This is a genomic window from Insulibacter thermoxylanivorax (assembly GCF_015472005.1).
Taxonomy (GTDB): Bacteria; Bacillota; Bacilli; order Paenibacillales; family DA-C8; genus Insulibacter; species Insulibacter thermoxylanivorax.
This window is the reverse complement of record NZ_BMAQ01000001.1, coordinates 1-20,356: the sequence shown is the minus strand read 5'-3', so window position 1 is coordinate 20,356 and position 20,356 is coordinate 1. Positions and strand designations below refer to the sequence as shown.

The 20,356-nt window shown below is 53.4% G+C and carries 13 protein-coding genes and 1 pseudogene; 3 read left to right on the top strand and 11 right to left on the bottom strand.

The window, feature by feature from the left end; genetic code table 11:
* The first annotated feature begins 57 nt into the window (after positions 1-57).
* The gene (locus tag PRECH8_RS00070) at positions 58-1,776 is read left to right on the top strand and encodes an ABC transporter substrate-binding protein (RefSeq protein ID WP_200965019.1); all 1,719 of its coding nucleotides are present in this window, start codon (positions 58-60) and stop codon (positions 1,774-1,776) included.
* A gap of 476 nt (positions 1,777-2,252) precedes the next feature.
* Here PRECH8_RS00070 and PRECH8_RS00065 read toward each other — a convergent pair whose 3' ends face one another.
* Positions 2,253-4,064: a cache domain-containing sensor histidine kinase gene (locus PRECH8_RS00065; protein ID WP_200965018.1), complete on the bottom strand. Its 1,812-nt coding sequence runs from the start codon at positions 4,062-4,064 to the stop codon at positions 2,253-2,255.
* A gap of 306 nt (positions 4,065-4,370) precedes the next feature.
* Here PRECH8_RS00065 and PRECH8_RS00060 point away from each other — a divergent pair, with 306 nt between their 5' ends.
* The gene (locus PRECH8_RS00060; RefSeq protein ID WP_200965017.1) at positions 4,371-5,297 is read left to right on the top strand and encodes a hypothetical protein; all 927 of its coding nucleotides are present in this window, start codon (positions 4,371-4,373) and stop codon (positions 5,295-5,297) included.
* A 219-nt stretch (positions 5,298-5,516) separates the two neighbouring features.
* On the opposite strand, the gene PRECH8_RS00055 is transcribed toward PRECH8_RS00060, so the two are convergent.
* From PRECH8_RS00055 to cysP, 3 genes are all read right to left on the bottom strand, one after another.
* Positions 5,517-8,606: an AAA family ATPase gene (locus tag PRECH8_RS00055; RefSeq protein ID WP_200965016.1), complete on the bottom strand. Its 3,090-nt coding sequence runs from the start codon at positions 8,604-8,606 to the stop codon at positions 5,517-5,519.
* Entirely contained in the window at positions 8,603-9,769 is a 1,167-nt protein-coding gene (locus PRECH8_RS00050) for an exonuclease SbcCD subunit D (protein WP_200965015.1), read from the bottom strand. Before PRECH8_RS00050 ends, PRECH8_RS00055 begins: the two co-directional genes overlap by 4 nt.
* 297 nt (positions 9,770-10,066) lie before the next feature.
* Positions 10,067-11,155, bottom strand: a complete 1,089-nt coding sequence (gene cysP / locus PRECH8_RS00045) for a sulfate permease (protein ID WP_276569073.1) — start codon at positions 11,153-11,155, stop codon at positions 10,067-10,069.
* 687 nt (positions 11,156-11,842) lie between these two features.
* Between cysP and PRECH8_RS00040 the strand changes: the two genes are divergently transcribed.
* Positions 11,843-12,823 (top strand): aldo/keto reductase family protein, encoded by a 981-nt coding sequence (locus tag PRECH8_RS00040; protein ID WP_200965014.1) that lies wholly within the window; start codon positions 11,843-11,845, stop codon positions 12,821-12,823.
* An 80-nt stretch (positions 12,824-12,903) separates the two neighbouring features.
* On the opposite strand, the gene PRECH8_RS00035 is transcribed toward PRECH8_RS00040, so the two are convergent.
* The 7 genes and pseudogenes from PRECH8_RS00035 to PRECH8_RS00005 form a co-directional block, all read right to left on the bottom strand.
* Entirely contained in the window at positions 12,904-14,064 is a 1,161-nt protein-coding gene (locus PRECH8_RS00035) for an acyl-CoA dehydrogenase family protein (protein ID WP_200965013.1), read from the bottom strand.
* A gap of 78 nt (positions 14,065-14,142) precedes the next feature.
* The gene (locus PRECH8_RS00030) at positions 14,143-15,015 is read right to left on the bottom strand and encodes a cation diffusion facilitator family transporter (protein ID WP_242457343.1); all 873 of its coding nucleotides are present in this window, start codon (positions 15,013-15,015) and stop codon (positions 14,143-14,145) included.
* A gap of 176 nt (positions 15,016-15,191) precedes the next feature.
* Complete coding sequence (locus PRECH8_RS00025) at positions 15,192-16,712, bottom strand: CAP-associated domain-containing protein (RefSeq protein WP_200965012.1); 1,521 nt, start codon at positions 16,710-16,712, stop codon at positions 15,192-15,194.
* Between the two features lie 154 nt (positions 16,713-16,866).
* Entirely contained in the window at positions 16,867-17,526 is a 660-nt protein-coding gene (locus PRECH8_RS00020) for a YheC/YheD family protein (RefSeq protein WP_200965011.1), read from the bottom strand.
* Between the two features lie 189 nt (positions 17,527-17,715).
* Positions 17,716-18,555 carry a helix-turn-helix transcriptional regulator gene (locus PRECH8_RS00015; protein ID WP_200965010.1) on the bottom strand — a complete coding sequence of 280 codons (840 nt, stop codon included), beginning with the start codon at positions 18,553-18,555 and terminating at the stop codon, positions 17,716-17,718.
* Positions 18,556-18,805: 250 nt separating this feature from the next.
* Positions 18,806-19,570 carry a prepilin peptidase gene (locus tag PRECH8_RS00010; protein ID WP_200965009.1) on the bottom strand — a complete coding sequence of 255 codons (765 nt, stop codon included), beginning with the start codon at positions 19,568-19,570 and terminating at the stop codon, positions 18,806-18,808.
* Positions 19,567-20,356 (bottom strand): annotated as a pseudogene (locus PRECH8_RS00005) (hypothetical protein); the annotation flags it as partial. The gene PRECH8_RS00010 and the pseudogene PRECH8_RS00005, both read right to left, overlap by 4 nt.

The following is a 20,356-nucleotide window of genomic DNA, read 5'->3' as shown; positions in this document are numbered from 1 at the left end:
AAGCTGCAGTAAGCAGATGTTATACAAATACACTATCACAAAGGGGAGGTATACCGAATGAAGAAAACGACACGATTAGTCGCTATTTTCTTCATCATCGCATCGTTGCTCACATTAGCAGCATGCGGCTCCAGCAACAACGGGGGTAACACTAGCCCTGGCAACAGCAGCACAAACACAGAACAAGGAACCGGCGGCGATGGTGCGCTTGATCCGATCACGTTCTCTTGGTTCAGTGCAGACCCGGTTTCGAACTGGAACAACATGCAGGACAAAGTTGGACAAGAGATCACACGCCGTACAGGTGTAACGCTGCAAGCTCAATTCGCGATGGACCAGAACGCGATTCCGCTGATGATTGCAAGCGGTGACTATCCGGATCTGATCTCGCCGAAGGGTGACGCAGCGAAGCTGGTTGACGCCGGCGCACTGCTCGACCTTCGCCCGCTGCTCGAAGAGCACGGTCAGAACATCCTGAAGGTATACGGCGATTACATCGATCGTCTGCGTTGGAGCAAGGACGATGACGCGATCTATATCCTGCCGTCATTGAACGCCGTTGACCACCAGTACATGGATATCGGCGGTGCATTCCATATCCAGCACGAAGCTCTGAAAGCAACTGGTTATCCAGAACTAAAAACGGTTAAGGATTACGAAGAAACGATCAAGAAGTTCCTTGAAGAAAATCCTACGACGCAAGACGGTCAGAAGCGCATCGGGATCACATTCCTGGCTGACGGCTGGCGGATCTTGATCGGTGTAACGAACCCGGCATTCCTGACAACCGGTGCACCGGACGACGGTGAAGTATACATCGATCCAGAAACATATGAGGTGACTTACCACTACAGACGTCCTGTAGAGAAAGAATACTTCCGCTGGCTGAACCATATCAACAACATTGGTCTGCTTGATCCGGAAGCCTTCACACAGAAGGAAGACCAATACAAAGCCAAAATCGCTACAGGCCGCGTAGTCGGGGTTATCGACCAAGACTGGGGCTTCCAAGACGCGGTTAACTCGCTGAAAGCTGAAGGCAAATTCGAGCAAACCTACGCGCACTTCCCAATCACGCTGACTGAGGAATACAAGGATCATCAGCTGCAATCCTCCGGATTCATGGGCGGTTGGGGTACTGGAATCTCTGTCAACTGCAAGGACCCAGTAAGAGCGATCAAATTCCTCGACTTCCTGGCATCTGAAGAAGGACAAATCCTGATCAACTGGGGAATCGAGGACGAGCATTACTACTATGATGAAGAAGGCGTACGCCGCATCTTCCCTGAAGTACAGGAACGCAAGAACAACGATGCAAACGCCTTTGCTAAGGAAACTGGTATTGGCTTCTATCACATCTCTGCCCGCTACGGCGACGGCGTGAAGGATTCCACCGGCAACTACTACACGACGACATGGCCGGAACAAGTTATCGACAACTATCACAAAGTCGAGAAAGAAACGCTGGCTCATTACGGTGTAGACAGATGGATCGAGCTGTGGCCGCAGCCAGACGAGTTCCCGGTTAAGGCTTGGGGTGCAGCATGGGATATTCCGGTACCGAGCGATTCGGAATACGCCATCTTGGCAAAACGCATGGAAGAGATCACATGGCAGCGGATTCCGCAGATCATCCTTGCTGATCCGTCCGAATTCGACGCGCTGTGGGATGCTTACATGCAAGAGCTGATCAACAACGGCGTTGAGAAGATGGAAGACGAATTCGAGCAATATGTGAAGGAACGCGTTGAACTCTGGGGCGGTAAAGTAGACTAAGTCCTTAGTTCAACAAGCCCTTAATAAGAAATGAGGTTGTTCCCCGTGAGGGAGAACAACCTCAATCCCAACAACCTCCTGCAAGTTGCAGGAGGTTGTTTTTGTGTTGTGTCTGCACTGTTGCCCGCTGAGACGACAGATACTGTCGTTTCAGTCCGTGCGACGAGCATTCCGCATGTTGAGTCGACAGATACTGTCGTTTCAACCGCGCGGCAGGCATTCTGCCCGCTGAGTCAACAGATACTGTCGTTACAATCCGCGCGGCGGGCGTTCTACCCGCTGAGTCAACAGATACTGTCGTCTCAGTCTCTGCGGCGGGCGTTCTACCCGCTGAGTCAACAGATACTGTCGTTACAATCCGCGCGGCAAGCTTCTGACGACTGAATCAACAGCTGTTGTCGTTTCAGATCGTGCAGACAATGTAAGTTCAGCAACATTCTGCTAATCGGATCACTTAATCACAGCTTTGCCTTGCTTTATGCCTGAATCATCGGCTGCGTCCGAGCCAAAGGAATGCTGAAGCGAACGATCGTCCCCTCCCCTTCTCTGCTCTCGATCTCTAAACCGGACTCTTTCCCGTACAACATCTGCAAACGATGATGAACATTGCTTAAGCCGATGCGATGGCTTTCGTCATCCTCTGGAGCATAGAGGCTGTGCATAATCTCCTGGAGCCGCTCCTCACTGATGCCGATGCCGTCATCCCGCACTTCCACGACCAGCTTGCCATCCTTTAACACTGCCAGCACCTTCACTTGCAGCGGTTTATCGGATTCCTTTCCTTCGATTCCATGAACTACGGCATTTTCAACTAAGGGTTGGATGATGAGCGGCGGCATAAGCTGCTTCTCAGCTTCCGGATCGACGGTCAATTCGTAGACCAGCCGATCGCGGTGACGGAAGATTTGAATCTCCAGGTAACTGCGAACCATATCGATCTCGTCTTTTAGCGGAATATGGTTGCCTTGCGTCTCCAGGCTTTTCCTCATCAGGCGGCCAAGCATCTTCACAACGCCGGCGATCTCCTTCTGCCCTTTAATATGCGCCTGCATGCGTATCGATTCCAAGGCATTAAACAGGAAATGCGGGTTGATCTGACTGGCCAGCATCTTGAGTTTGATCTCCTGTTGTTTGAGTTCAAGCTGTTCTTTCTGCCGGTTGGTGCGCTTGACCTCTTCGATGAGTTCTTTGATGCTGCGAATCATGAAGTTATATTGTCTCGATAACTGACCGATCTCGTCATTGCCGTCGATATCCAGCATCGTGTCCAAGTCGCCGATCGCCGCACGGCCGATCTGCTGTCTCAGCGTCATGAGGCGCTTCGTGAGCAGCAAGGATACCCAATAGATAAGGACAAATGAGAACAACACACTCGCCACGATGATCGTCAGTCCCAGACGTATGAATCGGTTCGCGCCCGCCACGATATCTCCGACGGAATAAACGGAGATGACCCTCAGCCCATTGACGCTGGCTTCAGGACGGATGGGTTCTACGGTGATCCTCACCAGTTCATCATCCATTCGCGTCTCGATCGTGCCGTACTCCGGCAGGTCCACATGCGGGAAGATCTCATCCAAGGTCAGCGTGCTCCAACTCGGCACATTGGAGGCGACGACCTGATCGTTGTCGTCGACGATCACCGTCTGCTGCGATTCGCTGCTAAGTACAGAATGAAGCTGTTCTTTGCTCACCGTGATAACGAGGACGTTCGTATATTTGTAATTATTGAATTCGATCAAACGGACTAAACTGAGGAATTTCTCGTTCCGCTTCGTCTCATCGGGAAGGTAGTGCCAACTGATAATCCCGCGGTTGCGCATCGCCTCTTGATACCAAGGCTGCGAGATGATCTCTTTGGTTGCTGGGAAGAACTCCCAGTTGGAGATGATCGTCTCATTTTGCGTATACATGCGGATATTTTCGATCTCATTGCTATAGCTGATATAGCGTTCGATATCGGGATAGTTCTGATAAGCCACGACGAGCTGATAGCGGGACTGATAGTCCGTGCTGAGGATATTTTTCAATCGTTCGTCTACCAGCAAGTTCCGCGAAACATCAATCGGTACTTTTAGAATCTCAAGGGTGTTCTTCTGGATCCGGTCCATCGCTTCTTCCGTTTGCTTCATCGCATCTTTTAACGCGATCTGGCGCAGTTCGTTCGTCAGGAAGACACCGACGAAGGTCACCGGAAGGAAGACGACGACGATGAAGGAGATGATCAATTTGTTCCGCAATTTGATATTGTTGAATTTTCGTCTTAAAGTCTTATAAAGTTGTTTCACGGATGGCACCACCATGTTCTTATTCGGTACAGTAATAATATATCATAAAAGTAACTCCTCCTTGTCCTGAGTAGAACCATATGGATCTGGGATGTACCTTACATAGACAGAGAGAACAATCCATTCTATAATAGAGAAAAGTTTCACCAGAGAATCATTTGCCATCGAATTGCAGAGCCGCTCTTCATGCATGGATCTGCTTTGTTTTGTTAAGCGGTTGTTATCTGATCATAGTATGAATCATCATTGAACAGGGAATCTGAGCTCTAAACTTGCATCATTCGAAGCAAGGAGGTGTGCAGCAGGATGGAGCAATGGGCAGCTTGGTTTATCGAAGCCATGAACGAACCGGATCCTTCTTGGGCTTGGATCGCTTGGCTGGGCATACCAGCTTGGTTGATCTTTCTGACCGTCTATCAACATACCTCCTCACGCTTGGTGCTCAAGATGTATCGCAGGACGTTGAACCTGATCCTGCATAATTTTATTATCTACATCCTGTTCCAAGCTGTATTGGCATGGCTTGTGCATATCGGTCTTCCGGCGAAGCTTCCCGTACTCATCCTGCCCCTCCTGATCATCGCCGCCTGTTCCGCATGGCTCATCGTGATTTTCTGGCTCGCTTACGGCGTGACGAATAAGCGGCTCCATCCCGCTTGGCCTGCAATCGTACATTTTGCCGCTCTCAGTACGCTGCTTCTGCTGAGCAGTTACCCCCATCTTGAGGCAAGCGAGCAAGGTTCCTTGACCTTGATCCAGTATTTCATCAATGTGCCCGGGGCGGTATGTCTATCAACGCTGATCTCACTGCAGCTCTATCTCCGGAGCGGAATCTGGCTGGCTGCCAAAGGACAAGCAGAGATCGATGCGGCGCAGCAATCCCTGCCCCGCTTGAAACTCATCGGACCGCTCAATCGCCATCAGCTGATCTTAGCCAATCTCACCGAACCGGGCACCTATTACCTGCATGAACTTACGACGGATCGGTATTACCGCTATGAACTGATCGATGATGCCCGTTCGAAGCGATCCAAGCGAGCGGCAAGGCATCGTTCAGCTGAGGAGCAGCGGCGTGACGGATCCACGGCAAACGAAACGCCAACAGAGCGAGCACAGGCGATTCAATCTCGGGAGATTCAAGTGCAGGATGCGGAACTGGAGATCGCCTCGGCGGCGGAGCTTCCTCCCCGCAGGGAGCGGCACCGCAGCTGGTGGCGGAGAAGGATATTATAGAAGAGAAGCCAGTAAACGTGGGAAGATGTATGGGGATCCCTGCGTTTACTGGCTTTTGTTGATAATCTTTGTTTTTTAAGATGTTTGCCTTGCAGTCCGAATCGTTGCGTTACAATGTAAGATACAACTACGCGCTGTAGAACAGCATTGTTTATCGACTCAGACAGCAGCACCTCAGCCATCATACAGCGCTTCAGCTATCATGCCGCAGCTTTGCACTCACTTCAAGATCAGCTTCGTGCGGCTGCAGCCTTCCTTCGTCTTCGTGACTTCCAAGACCGCCGGGAAGGCTTCCTTCAGCTCCGCGACGTGCGAGATGACGCCGATCATGCGGCCGGCGGCCTGGAGATCGATCAGCGCGGCGATCGCCTTGTGCAAGGCTTCTTCGTCCAAGGAACCAAAGCCCTCGTCGATGAACATCATCTCGATCGACACCCCGCCTTGATGGGACTGGATTACATCCGTCATGCCGAGCGCCAAGGCTAAAGAGGCGTTGAATTTCTCGCCGCCGGAGAGGGACTTCACATCGCGGTTCTGTCCGGTGTATGCGTCATAGACATCCAAGCCTAAACCGCTCTGCCGGCCTCGTGCTTCCAGACGATCACTGCGCATCAGCCTGTATTGGCCGTTGGACAGCTGTTCGAGCCGCACATTGGCCGCGTGCAGGATCTGCTCTAGATAATCGATCAAAATATAGCGCTCAAAGGACATCCTGCGTGGATTATCCCCTTTGATCATCTGATACAACTCCTGAACCTTGCCATGCTCCCGCTCAAGCTCACTGGTGCGGGCAGCCGCTTGTTCGATCGTCGCCGCCCATTTCACCGTCTCCTCTGCATAGCGCTGAGCATTCTGCCGTGCATAGGTGATCTTCTCTAAGCGCTGTTTCGCCTCAGCGATCCCCTGCTCCAATGCCCCCAGCTCAATCGGCTCACGCCCCTGCAACGCATGATCCAGCTCAGACAGCTGACCCTGCAGAAGCATCAGATTCCGGCGATGTTCCTGCAGCTGCTCCAGACCTGCCTTACGCTCCGCTTCCGGCATCTTCGCTTGCCGGTACGCATCTGCTCCCGCGAAGCCCGCCTTGGCAAGCTCCTCTGCGAAGCGCTGCAGCGCCTGCGCCTCCTTATCCACCGCTTCTGACAGCTGCTTCTCAACGCTTGCCAGCTGCGCTGCCGCTTCAACTTGCCGCTTCTCCGCCTCCTGCAACCGAGCCTGCGCTTGCTGCCATGCGGTCAGCCGCTCCTGCAGCCGCTTCTCCAGATCGGCGATCCCCTTCTCGACTTGCCCAGGATCGCGCATCGTCTCGGGGATTCGCTGCCATTCGCTCTCCCACAGCGCTTGCTGCTTGCTGTACTGCAGCGCGGTTTCCTGCAAGTGCGCAGCGACGCCATCCCGCTCCCTTTGTTTCTGGTCCAGCTGCTGTTCTATCCCTTGCCGCTGACGCCGCAGTTCCCCCAGCTGCTGTGCCTTATTCCTCAACAGCTCGGTCTTAGATGACAGTTCCTTGCCTTCTGCGATCACCGCTTGCAGCTGCTCTTCCAGCCCCTGCGGTGCGATTCCATATTCATCAAGCAGCTCTGCCCGATTCTGCCAAGTACCGCGGGCGGCGGCGACCTGGGCAGCAGCGGCATGCACCTCCTGTTCGGCCTGCCGCAGCTGTTCCTTCAGGTGCATCAGCGCTTCGCGGGACATCAGATCCTCTTGCAGCACGGCCTTCTGCGGATGATCGAGACTGCCGCATACTGGACACGGTTTGCCGTCCTGCAAGTGCATAGCCAATAGACCTGCTTGTCCCTCGATCCAAGCCGCCTCCATCCGATCGTGTTCCCGGCTTATCTCCTCCAGCTTCTCCTGACCGGCCTTCTCCTGCTTCTCATATTCCGCCATCTGCTGCTCCAGCTGAATGAGCTCCTTCAGCATCCTGGCTTTATGCCGCAGCCGCTCAAGTTCCAACTCATGGGCCGGCAGCTGGGATGTTTCCTCTTCCAGATGCTGGATCTGCTCATCCAATTCCTGTTTAGCAGCTCTCATGCGCGTGATCCGCTTCTCGAGCTCAGCCAACTGTCCCTCCAAGGCTGACTTCTCCGCCTGCAGATTGTCCGCTTCCCGCTTGAGCTTCCCAAGCTTCTGCACGGACGGAAGCAGTTCACGCATGCGATTCAGCTCAAGCTCAAGCTGTTTCCTCTCCTCCGCACGAGCCTCCTCCAACTTATAAGCGTGTTCAGCAGCTTGCCGCTCTAGTTCCAATTTCGCAAGGCTTTGTTCCTGTGCTTGCCGCATCTGTTTCTTCGCTTGAACGTCGCTGGCTGCCATCGCTGCATGATCTTCATAAGGAGTGATCCGTACCGCAAGATCCGCCATGTTCAATCGCCGCTCGAGTTCGACCATCTCCTCATCCCGGCTTCGCAATTCCTCGATACGTTCCCGGATCCGCTCCCGCTGCTTGAACTTCAGATTCAACTCTTCTGCCGCTCGATATTCTTGCTCGATACGTGCTAATCGCTGCGACTCTTCCTCATGCTGCAGCTGCAATGTCTCTACTTGCATTGTATAGTAAGCCTGTTCCTGCTTGATGCCTTCGATCAGCTGCTGCGGGCTGTAAACGTCCTGCTTAAGCGTCGCGGCAAGCGCGCTGTCCTCCCGCAGCGGAAAGCTGTCCGCAGCATGCTGCATATGTACCTGCAGCCTGGAAGCTGCTTCCTGTACTTCTTCTCTCAGCCGCCGGCTTTTCTCATAGAACTTCTCCTCCAGCTTCTGATAACGCTCCGTGCGGAAGATCCGGCGCAGGATCTCTTCTTTGTTCTCCGTATCGGAGGTAAGCAGCTTGCGGAATTCTCCTTGCGGGAGCATCACGATCTGAATGAATTGTTCTCTGGTCAAACCGATGATCGATTCGATCTTCGCATTCACATCGCTGACGGTGAATCTCGCACAGGGCACCTCTTCACCGCTGGTCGTCTCATAGAGTTCAACCTTCGCACCGGTCTCATGCTTGTTGTTGCCTTTGCGGTGAGCCATCTGCCGGAACACGCGATAGGTGCGCTTTCCTGCAGCGAAGCTGAAGTCCACCGAAGTATGCGTATCCTCGTCTGCGAAGTGGCTTCGAAGCAAGCGGAAATCCGCCCGGTCCTCACCGCTGGCAGAACCGTACAAAGCATAGGTGATCGCGTCGAAGATCGTCGTTTTCCCCGAGCCCGTCATCCCCGAGATGACGAACAGCCGCCGGTCGCCAAGTTGCGTAAAGTCGATCTCTTCTTGCTGCCTGTAAGGACCGAAAGCCGTCATCCGCAGGCGAAGTGGTCTCATGCCCGTTCCCCCTCCTCGCGGAGCAGTTCATCATAGGTCACTGCGAAGATGCTCCTCAGTTCATCATCTAATTCCCTGCCTAATACCTCTTTATAGAAACCTTCAAACAATGCCGCCGGATCCGACTCCCGCTTCACCTTGGACATTCCCTTCTGTATACCGGATTCACCGTCTGACGGTATGCGGATCTGCCGTTCCACATGCATCGCATTAGGATAGACCGCACGGATCTTCTCCATCGGGAACAGCACCGGATGCTCATCGGTCAACGTCACGAACACATAATCTTCATTTACCGGGTGGGATTGAATCTCTTCCAGAGACGCCGTGACCCTGCGCAGATCGCGCCGCGGTGTCAGCGTGCGCTTCTCAACCTTGACCGCGCCATTCGCATCAAGCTCCACCATGTAATACCCCTTGACATGATGTTCTTCCGATATCGAATATTTCAGCGGCGACCCCGCATAACGGATCCTCTCCGTGAGCACGTGGTGCGCCTGATGGAGGTGGCCCAACGCCGTATAATGAAACGGCGCAAAATATTCCGCATGCACCTGTTCGGCTCCGCCCACGGAAAGCGGACGTTCCGAGTCGCTGGTGTTCTCCGACGGCTCTCCTCCCGGAGTTACGAAGGCATGTCCAACAAGCACATGGCGCGCCTTCGGATCGAGCCCCTCAGCGATGCTGCTAAGCACTGCGCGCAATGCATCATCATGGGTGCGTATCGACTCGTCATCCCACAGATACCTCACCCAGGCCGGGTCTGCATACGGCACTAAGTACACATGTACTTCACCGGCATCATCGTGCAGCACGACGGGCTTGATCTCCCGTTTCAGCTGACCAGCAAGATGCAGGCCCTGTCCTTCCATGATTCGTGTGGCAAAATCCAAGCGATCAGGACTGTCATGATTGCCGGCGATCGCCAGTACCGGTGTCGCAAAATCGATGACGACCCTCTCCAGCCATTCGTCCAGCAGTTCCACCGCCTCTGCAGGCGGTACTGCTCGATCGTAGATATCCCCCGCGATGATCACCGCATCAGGCCGCTCCTGTTCGATGGTTTTCAGCAGTTGTTCCAAGACATAACGCTGATCTTCCGTCATATAGACGCCTTGCACGATTTTTCCCAGATGCCAATCAGCTGTATGTATGAATTTCATTCCCGTTTCCTCGCTTTCAACCGAATCTGTCCTAATTAAATTATACATGAATCACCCCTGAATGAGCGGACTCGCTTCTTAACCTCATATTGGGAATCGATCGCCCCAAAATCGTGCAAAAGTTTCCAACAAAAAACTGCTCCAGGACCGAGCCCGTGAAGCCCGTGAACCTAAGAGCAGTCCTAATGAACCAACTCCATCAACCTAATCAACTAACTCCATCAACCTTTTGAACAAAAACATCAATCGAATGCACCAACCTCAGCCCATGACCAACTTCAACTTCGTGAACCTGCTTCAGATCCCGCCGCCGTCTTCGTGGATCATTCGTTTCTCCGAGCGCACCGTCTGATACAGGCTCTTCAGCCCCAAAGTGGCGATCAATGCCGCAAACAGCAACACGACGATGAACGGATCGGGATCGATGAAGATCTTCACCAGCATATAAGAGAAGACCAGCGACACCAATGGGGAAACCAGCCATACCTTGAGGATCTTCGCGATGATGTTACGCTGCCAGATGCGAAACCCATGTTCTGCGATGCCGATGCCCATGATCGCTGTCGTCGTGACCTGGGTGAGCGGCACCGGAATGCCGTAGATCGAAGCGATGGTCACCAGCAGTCCGCCGGTTCCGGAGATATACGAGCCTTGCAGAAGGGAGAGATTCGTGATCTTCTTGCCGTTCGTCTCCACAACGCGGCCGCCGAGCAGGATTGCCCCCAAGGCGACGAACAGTCCGCCCCAGAAGATGCCGGATTCCGCATCAAGCAGGCCCGCACCGACGAGGGGACCGACGGCATTGGCGACATTGTTCATCCCTGCTGAGAAGGCTTCGAACACACCCATGAGGATGACGAGCGCCATCAGAAACTTCTTCCAGCGTCCGTTGCCGATGCCCCGCCAGCGATGGTCCTTATGCTCCAAGCGGCGGATGAACCATCCCCCGATCCAAGCCAGCAGCAAGGCAGCGATCGGTACGATGAACCAGAAGGAGACGATCGTCAGTACATTGCTCACGTACAGCTTCTGATATGCGACCCCTACACCAACTACGGCGCCCACGGTCACTTCACTGGTGGAGAGCGGGATGCCGAGGAGATTCGCGATGAACAGGGTCAACGTTGCCGATAACAAGATGATGATGACCAGCTGCACGGACAACAGCTCCGAGGGTACGATCCCTTCACCCAGGGTTTTCACCACTTCACCGCCGCCGAGATAAGCCCCTGCGAAGACGCCGACGGCCGCCAAGCAAAGGGCGATGCGCCTATACGGCACCGCGCCGCTGCCATAGGCGACGCCCATCGTCGCTGCTGCTCCGCTGGCACCGATATTCATCGCAAAAAACAAAGCTATCACGACAGCTGCTGCCGGTAATAACAACTGGATCGCATCCCTTCTTCAGAACATATCCGACCACGATCTTCACGAGCCTCTGAGGACGCTTTAGACGATGTGGTATGTATCGAGATTTTAATCCCAAGTATTTATGTATGAATTATAGGATAAAGGCGATCCACCGTCAACATTTATTTCTAGCTTTTATTTATTTTATCAGAAACCCTTATAGTAAGATACTGGAATTTTGGGTTTTTGTCACAAAAAAACGCCGGCTTAATCAGCCGGCAGTTTGCAGTCTTGGTGTTATGCTCTTCTGAGCACACGCTTGAAGAAGTTCACCTTGCCTTTGCCTTCACATTCCACACATGATACGCTTCCACTTCCTGAACAAGCGGAACATTTCTGATGACCTAATGCAATACCTTCACCCGAGCAATCCTTACAACTCACCATACCCGAACCAGAACAGAACTTGCACCTCATGGATCTAACCTCCCAAACATTATTCGATGCCTTCATCTTCTTCCGGTTCTGCATCAGATTGCCAGATCGCTTGGTCCATCTAAACTTAATCCATCGTTAATAAAGAAAATATCCTCTTAATAATGCATATGGCATAACTTTATCAATATGTCAAGGAGATTCTGCATCCCGATTCTGCATCTCACCCTGTCCATCCCAGCAGTGCATGGTATAATATTGATTAAAAGAATGGAAAGGGTGAGACGAGTGAAATATAGGAGAGTAGGAAACAGCGGTCTGAAGGTCAGTGAGATCTCCCTCGGCAGCTGGCTGACATATGGCACAGCGATCGAGAAGGAGGCAGCGGACGCCTGTGTGCGAACCGCCTTCGAGTGCGGCATCAATTTCTTCGATACGGCGAATGTCTATAACCGCGGTGAAGGTGAGATCGCCATGGGGCAGGCTCTAAAACCCTATCCCCGTTCCAGCTATGTATTAGCTTCGAAGGTGTATTTTCCAATGGGTGACGGCCCCAACGACCGCGGGCTATCGCGCAAGCATATCATCGAGCAGTGCGAAGCCAGTCTCAAACGCCTCGGTACGGATTATCTGGATATTTATTTCTGCCATCGCTATGATGATGAGACGTCACTGGAAGAGACGCTCCGCGCTTTGGATGATTTGGTCGCACAGGGGAAGGTCCTCTATGCCGGCACAAGCGAATGGACGGCGGCACAGATCGTCGATGCTGTACATATCGCCGATAAACGCAATCTGCGTCCAATCGTTGTGAACCAGCCGATCTATAACATGTTCGAACGATATATCGAGAACGAGATCCTGCCGATGTGTGAAGCACGCGGCATCGGACAAGTCGTCTTCTCGCCGCTGGCGCAAGGCGTGCTCACGGGCAAATACAAGCTCGGCCGCGACATTCCGGCGGACAGCCGTGCCGCAAGCGAGACGGGCAGCAAGGGGATCAAGCGCTATATGCAGCGCTCGGTGCTCGAAGCCGTAAGTGAGCTCGAGAAGCTTGCCCAGGAAGCCGGAATGAAGCTGTCCCAGCTCGCCCTCGCCTGGGTGCTTCGCCATCCGGGTGTCAGCTCAGCGATCATCGGCGCGACCAAGCCGGAACAGATCCGCGAGAATGTCAAGGCAGTGGAGATCACCTTAACCCCTGATCTCCTCGAAGCCATCGAAGGGATCCTGGCGAAGGTGACGGACTATACGCCGCGCAGATACTTCTGATGTGAACCATGAACTAAGGCCATCTCCTGAGATTCGCATTTCTTAGGAGATGGCCTTTTGGTCGTTTCTTGTGCTCGTGTTTATGCTGTTCCTTCCCGCTGAATCGCCGTCTGAGCGAGCAGCTGCACCGTCATATCATCCATCGGCGGATTATGCAGCCCTGCGCGTACATCCCGGTAATAGCGCTGCAGCGGATTGCTCAGCGCCAAGCTGTGCGCGCCGACGACGCGCATCGCCAGGTCGACGACGACGATGGCGGCATTGGTGACTGCCATCTTCACCGCGCTGAGTTCCGGCTTCATCGCCTTGCGCGCTGCTTCATCGGCTTCATCCCAGCGGCGGGCGACCGCATACAGGAACTCCCGGCTGCGCATCAGCTCCAGCTCCATCTCGCCGATCTTCGTCTGCACATTCGGCAGCTCGATGATCGGGCCGCGCAGGCTGTTCGGCGCGTATGACCGCGCGAACTGGACAGCGTAGCTCTGCGCCGCCTGCGCGATGCCCAGATAACAAGCGGGGATATGCAGCAGCCATCCCGCCGCTTGCCGGCTGCCCCGTTCCAGCCATTCCACGAGATGATCTTCCGGTACACGCACCTCTTCCAGGACCAGGTCATGGCTGCCCGTCCCGCGCATCGCCGCGCTGTCCCAGGTTTCTTCGATCCTGAGGCCGGCAGCCGACCTCGGCACCAGGACGCTGGCTGCCCGATCCGTCGATTCCACAGTCAGATTCACGAGGAAATAATCCAGCACCGGCGCCATCGTCGTGAAGGTCTTGCGACCGCTCAGCACCCAGCTGCCGTCAGTATCGCGAACGGCCTTCGTCTGGAAGCTGCCGCCCCTAGTCGGGCTCCCCGTTGCCGGTTCGGTGGCCGCACTGTTGATCAGCGCACCCTTCATCACGTCTTCACACAACATGCGAAAGATCTTCTCGTCCCAGCTGTTCTTCTCAGCGAGATTCTTCATGATCCCCACATGCCAGCCGATGGCCAGGGCTGTGGAACCATCCCCCGTTGCCAGGATCTCCTGCAGGCGAACCATCTCGTACAGACTGATCTCCTTGCCCCCATAGGCGCGGGGAACCGTCAACGCCGTATACCCCGTACGGCGCAGATCCTCTATATGTTCATGAACGAAGGAACCTTCCCGATCATAGCGCTCCGCTTGCTCCCTAAACTTAGAAGCCAGCTCCCGCATCAATTGCAGCCGTTCCTCCGGCGAATCCAACTCCATGAAATTCATCGCATTCTAACCTCCCTCTCCACATTATAAATTCAAGAGGTCAGAATGTCATCGTTCAGCAGATGCCCGGCATTTCTCTCAGCTGCGAGGTTCGATATGAATATGGGTCTCGGCGACGCCGTGTTCTTGATTCATGCGCATCTCGATCTCCTCCGTGATGAGATGGCTCTCCCTAACATTCATGTCCTCATCCGCCAGATAGATCGTCGCGTCGACGAAGATCTGGTTCCCGTACATCCGCGCCCGGACATTCTTAATCGAACGAACCCCCGGCGTGCTTCTGATCGTCTCCCGGTATCGCTCCAGCAGCTGCTCGTCGAAACCGTCGGTCAAATCGTGGGAACTGTCGCGAAAGATCTCCCAAGCGGTCTTGCAGATGAGCAGGCCGACGATCAATGCCGTGAAGGGATCGAGCCAAGGCAGGCCGAACTGCGATCCGGAGATGCCGATGAAGGCGCCGAAGCTCACCCAGGCATCGGACCGGTTGTCCATTGCAGCTGCCCGCACCGCCAGGCTGTTCGTTCGCTTCGCTATCCGCAGATTATATAGATAAACCACATAGATTAAGATGCCGCAACCCAGCGCCGTCCAAGCCGTTACCATATCCGGCACTTCAATCGAGCGGTGATCGGCGATCTCACCGATCGTGCTGATGATGACCTGCAAGCCCACCAGGGCAATGATAAAAGAAGCTACCAACGAAGCCACGGTCTCTGCGCGGGAATGCCCGTACCTGTGATCTTCATCCGGCGGCTTGCGAGCGATGCGCAGTCCGATGAGGATCGCGGCAGAGGCGAGCACATCCGTGGAATTGTTAAATCCATCGGCAAGAAGGGCATTGGAATGATAGACATAAGCGATGGCGATCTTCACCGCCGCCATTAGAATATAGGCTGATATGCTCAGCCAGACCGCACGTTCACCAACTCTGCTTCGTTCTTGGGTCTCCACTCGTGCATGACCTCCTTTATACGCCTTCCATCATACACTGGAAAAATCAAGTGGGTCTAGTGAAACATTATTGCCTTGCCGAACCATTCTAGACCCGGACAAAAAGAGTTGTAGCGATGAAATTATACAAATAAAAAAATCAGACATCCTGGTGCGATGTCTGACTCGATCCATTTCTATCGGTTAAGGCCAAGTACCGTACGCGGTGTATAGAAGTTCTGTGTGTAGTATGGTGTGCCGTCGCTGGCTAGATAGACACCAACTCCAAGTCTCTCATAGGAACCGAGCAGGCTCTCCCGATGACCGCTCTTCGAATTCATCCAGCCGGCATGAACCTCCAGAGCATCCCGCTGCCCGTAGGCGATATTCTCTGCAGCCGTACTGTAGAGGATTCCTTCACTCTTCATACGGTCAAAAGGGGATCGTCCCGCTAAATCCGTATGACTGAAAAAGGCTTGCACAGCCATGTTCTTGCTGTGCTTGCGAGCGGCAGACGCAGCCCTGTCATCCCAAGTGAAAGGTTCAAGACCATGCATCACCCTGCTGACATTGGCCAGCTCGAAGACCTGCCGTTCGAAACTCTTGGTTAACTCATCGCTGGCTTGACCATAGAATCCCCTCAGCTGCTCTTCAACACGTCGATCGATGAGCTGAACTGCCAGGATCCGATGATCTTCATGCTTATCATAATAAAAAGTAAGATAGTAGTCCTTCTGCTGATAGACTGACTGTTCATCATGATCCGCCGCCTGCATATACCGCGTATTGCCCTTCAGGATGTACTCCAGCGGCTCCCCGTACGCCTTTACGACATCCTGATAGGTTGAATCAGGACCGATGCCCTGCGGTGTTTGCCAATTCCGTGCGTTTGTCAAGAGACCTACCACTTTGCCGCTTTGTATGCCGACTTGCACGTAATGCTCATAGTCATCGTTGTATATATACCATTCAAAGCCGTATTGGCTGATCACTTTCAGATTAGGTTGGCCAAGCCGATCAAGCACCGTTTGTTCTGAATCATGCATCATGACCCCGCTCACGGCGATATCCTTTAACTCCTGACTGCTGATGGTACACGCAGCAGAAGCCGTCAATGGACGCGGTGCCGCCTCGACGCCCGCCTGAACGAGTCGATAGATGAAGGTCACCGCTTCGGCACGGCTGAGCGGATCGCCGGCTCGAAACCCTGCAAGAGACGCCGATGTCTTGCCGCGGGCCAGCCCTTCATCTAACAGGTATTGGATCGCTCCATGCTTCGTACAATTCAGCCCCATCACGCTGACGAGGAGTTCCGCAGCCTCGCCGCGATTCACCGTCTGTGTGCGGCGGTCTGCCTTCACTGCCCAATTCATCTTCTCAGCAAACAGATAATCCCGTTGATCCCATGCGGACCCGGCAGGTACTCGCAGCCTCTTGTACTCCTTGTCATAGTCGGTACCCGGTATGAAGGCCCGTATGAGCATCGCGGTGAGCTCCGCTTGCGTCACTAAGCGGTCCGGGGCAGCGTGTCCATTCGGCAGACCGCTGAGGATCCCGCGTCCCGCAGCCCAAGTGATCGTCTCATAGGCCCAATGTTTAGGAGATAAATCGGGGAATCCAGAGGCTCTCATTTGCTCTGCAGCTTGGATCGACAGGGGAAGCTGCAGCAGGATCGCACACAGCGCGATCATCGCCCAGAATCTACTCCATCGGCGCATCCATATGACCTCCATCTTGCTATTTGTCCAGATCTGCAAGGTTCTTTCATCGCATGGTTACATCATATCTACATAATGTTACTTCATTATTGGTCATATAGTTGCGCTGGCGGGGAGAATTTCATCGTCCATACCTTCTGCCTGTCACTTTACCTTAATGCGGACGGGTATTCACTTCCAAGATCCACACCGTGCCCCGTTTGTCGATGCCGAAGTCATACCCCAGTTGTCCGATGCCGGGATAGCGCTGTTCGAGGAGTTTCGTACAAGTGCGAGCGACGCCGGTCATCGTCAGCCTTTTGTCCGCCGCTAACTTGGGGAAGGCTGACTTCAGCGCCCTGCGCCCCGACATCAACTCTCCGCCTTGGGCAAGATTCGTCACGAACAACCCCGGCCGCGCCAGCCGCGCTACGAAAGCCGTGATATGCCAGTGGCCCGAGGGCCGCTTGACGATCTTCACCCGATAATCGACGCGGCGTCCATTAACAGTAGCAAGATCAATCCCCTGCTGGATCATATACTGTCGCCTCCGTCGTATGCGGTTGATATAGCGGAGCAAGCTGCCCCAGGATGGATGCATGATCTCTTGGAATCGATAATGAGTCAAGTACCTGCCGTCCCCGGTTCGAGCGATCTTGATGACGCCTCCCCCGCCGGTTCCCACGTATGGCTTGGCTACGACGAAGCGAAATCGTTGCAGCATCTCGCGTAACGCCGATTCGCTGAAAGGCCGCATGTACGGGATATGTCTGGCCACACCGCGATGTCTTCTAAGCACATCGAATTTTTTCCACTTGCTGGCGATCATACGCATGCGTCAGCCCTCCAATCTAGTTCGTTGATACAACAATATGCGTCTCTCATCGTGAACTTTTGGACGGGTAACAGAATTGGGCCGAGCCGGCAGCAACAAAAAAGCTCCTTTCACCGACAGCTTTCGCTGCATCGGCAAAAAGAGCTTAATGAATAGGGTGTTAGAATTTAAATCCATATGTATCGTCATTTATATACCTATAAGTACCTTCAAGATAAACGAGGCCTTCGACTTAACGCCTAACTTGCTGTTGATCTTCCCGACATAGACGCGCACCGTATGCTCGCTGATCCCGACGATGTCCGCGATCTGCCGATAGTCGAGATCCATGAGCCAGTACTTGGCGACTTCCTTCTCGCGGTTGCTCAGGTTGTAGTGACCTAAGCTGCGTTCGATGGATTCCTCCATCAGCCACTCGATCTCTTTCAGATCATATTTCCGCACTTCTGTCTGTAGGTAAGAAGCCAGCGTCTCAAGGAAAGGAATCAAGAACAAGTAGGGAATCTTATGCCCGCTTGCGAACATCAGATAAGTCAACGGCTCATCCTTGGAAGAATAGATCGGGATACAGATGCTTACCCAGCTGCTGAAAATCTTAAGATAATGATGCATTCCCATCAGGCAAGTAGGCCGCTTCAGGTAGATCGAAGCCGAGATCGCGTTCGTACCGGCACTGCTGATCCCCATCGATGAGCCAACGCCGATATTGAATCTGCTGTCGGCCTCATTGACCGATTCCTCATCCCCGTCGATGTACTGAACCACGCCGTTGTGGTCCGCCAGCATGATGAGGTAAGGGAAATGGAAGGAATTCGTGTAAAGCGACTTCTTCCTGATCATCAATTGGATCAGGTTCTTGTTCCGCTCCAGGAAACTATCCAGAAGTCCTCCCTGGAGCCGGTACCGCACGCCTTCCGCCTGTTTGGAGATCCCTTCCAGGCTTGATCGCTCATGCAGTTGAATAAGTTCCGTGTCAGACACACTGTACTTACCCATCAGCATTCGATCATTAACCGTTCGATTAAACATGTCCATCACTACCTTATGTCATAGGATAAACTGTTTCCCGAGAATGCGCTTTCATACCGATAGGCCTCACAAGCGACAACACAACACCATGACTGTAATAAATTGGTCAAGTTTTTAATTCCAGTTTTTCCCTACAATAATTATAATATATTTAGATATAATTTCAATAGGTTTTATCAAAATGTTGGGAATGTTGTAGATTTATATCGATTTTCGCGATGATCAGCCTATTTTTATAGGAATTCCAAACTTAAATAAACAGGCCTAGATACCAAGTAAAAATCGTCTCATGCAGCATCAAGGAAACACATGCCCCAATCGCGATGAACGGTCCAAAAGGGATCGCGGTCGACGCCAGCTTGCGGGACCAAAGTAAAATAACGCCAACCAAGAATCCAATCAGCGAAGATAAGAAGATGCAGAGCAAGATCATCTGCAATCCCCCGGCCAGCCCGATCCACGCCATCAACTTCACATCTCCGCCGCCCATGGCATTCGGCTTGCCCATCCAGCGGCCGATCACGGATACGAGGAGCAGCATGCCGCCCCCAATGGCAAATCCGGACAAGTACTCCCACATCGGCAAAGGATGATACAAGATACGGTAGATCAGCGTCAGCACGATCATCGGATAGATGATCTTATTCGGGATGATCTGGTATCTCAGATCGCTGATCGTGATGATGATCATCACCGAGATGAATACATAAGCAAACAGCAATTCCGGCAAGTCCTGGATCAGATGGGGCAGTGCCGCATATCCGATCCCTGTTGCCAGTTCTCCGAGCAGATACAGCGGTGAGATCGGCTCGCCGCAGGTTCTGCAGCGCCCCCGCTGGAACAGCCAGCTGACCACAGGGATGAGATCCTTCGCCGAAAGCCGTCTGCCGCAGGATGGACAGGATGAGGGCGGGCTCACCACGGATTGCCCTGCCGGCAGACGGATTCCTACTACGTTGAAGAATGAGCCGAACAGCAAACCGAGGAAGAATAGACCGATCGTGACGGGAATCAACCGCGATCGTCCTTCATGCCGGTTTGTTTCAGGATCTCATTGAACCAATGAGAGAGTTGACGGAAACCGTCCACGGACAGCTGGATCGCTTGCTGATTCTGGTCCGATGCCCACTCGATCTCGAATGTATTATCCTGCTGGGTGCAAGTTGCTTTATAAGTGCGAACTTCTCCATTGATTTCCTCGGACCAATTGCATACATAGCTGAAAGTGAAACCATTCATTGGCATATTACCACCTCTAACCTCATGTTCTTGGGATTGTTTAGGATATTGGATGACATTTGCGGTTTTGCGTTCTTCCTCTTCTCTGCGTTTGCGTTCTTCCTCTTCTTTGCGCTTACGCTCTTCTTCTTCGCGGCGCAGCCGTTCCTCTTCCTCGCGGCGTTTACGTTCCTCTTCTTCCTTCTTGCGCGCCTCTTCCTCTAACCGCTTGCGCTCTTCCTCTTCTTTGCGCTTGCGTTCTTCCTCTTCTTTGCGCTTACGCTCTTCTTCTTCGCGGCGCAGCCGTTCCTCTTCCTCGCGGCGTTTACGTTCCTCTTCTTCCTTCTTGCGCGCCTCTTCCTCTAACCGCTTGCGCTCCTCTTCTTCTCTGCGCTTGCGTTCTTCCTCTTCTTTGCGCTTACGCTCTTCTTCTTCGCGGCGCAGCCGTTCCTCTTCCTCACGGCGTTTGCGTTCTTCCTCTTCCTTCTTGCGCGCCTCTTCCTCTAACCGCTTGCGCTCCTCTTCTTCTCTGCGCTTGCGTTCTTCCTCTTCCTTCTTGCGCGCCTCTTCCTCTAATCGCTTG

Excerpts from the sequence above, each read along its gene's own strand:
- PRECH8_RS00020 (WP_200965011.1), bottom strand. The coding sequence starts at position 17,526 with ATGCGTATGATCGCCAGCAAGTGGAAAAAATTCGATGTGCTTAGAAGA.
- PRECH8_RS00055 (WP_200965016.1), bottom strand. The coding sequence starts at position 8,606 with ATGAGACCACTTCGCCTGCGGATGACGGCTTTCGGTCCTTACAGGCAG.
- PRECH8_RS00025 (WP_200965012.1), bottom strand. The coding sequence starts at position 16,712 with ATGCGCCGATGGAGTAGATTCTGGGCGATGATCGCGCTGTGTGCGATC.
- PRECH8_RS00060 (WP_200965017.1), top strand. The coding sequence starts at position 4,371 with ATGGAGCAATGGGCAGCTTGGTTTATCGAAGCCATGAACGAACCGGAT.
- PRECH8_RS00070 (WP_200965019.1), top strand. The coding sequence starts at position 58 with ATGAAGAAAACGACACGATTAGTCGCTATTTTCTTCATCATCGCATCG.
- PRECH8_RS00015 (WP_200965010.1), bottom strand. The coding sequence starts at position 18,555 with ATGTTTAATCGAACGGTTAATGATCGAATGCTGATGGGTAAGTACAGT.
- PRECH8_RS00035 (WP_200965013.1), bottom strand. The coding sequence starts at position 14,064 with ATGAATTTCATGGAGTTGGATTCGCCGGAGGAACGGCTGCAATTGATG.
- PRECH8_RS00050 (WP_200965015.1), bottom strand. The coding sequence starts at position 9,769 with ATGAAATTCATACATACAGCTGATTGGCATCTGGGAAAAATCGTGCAA.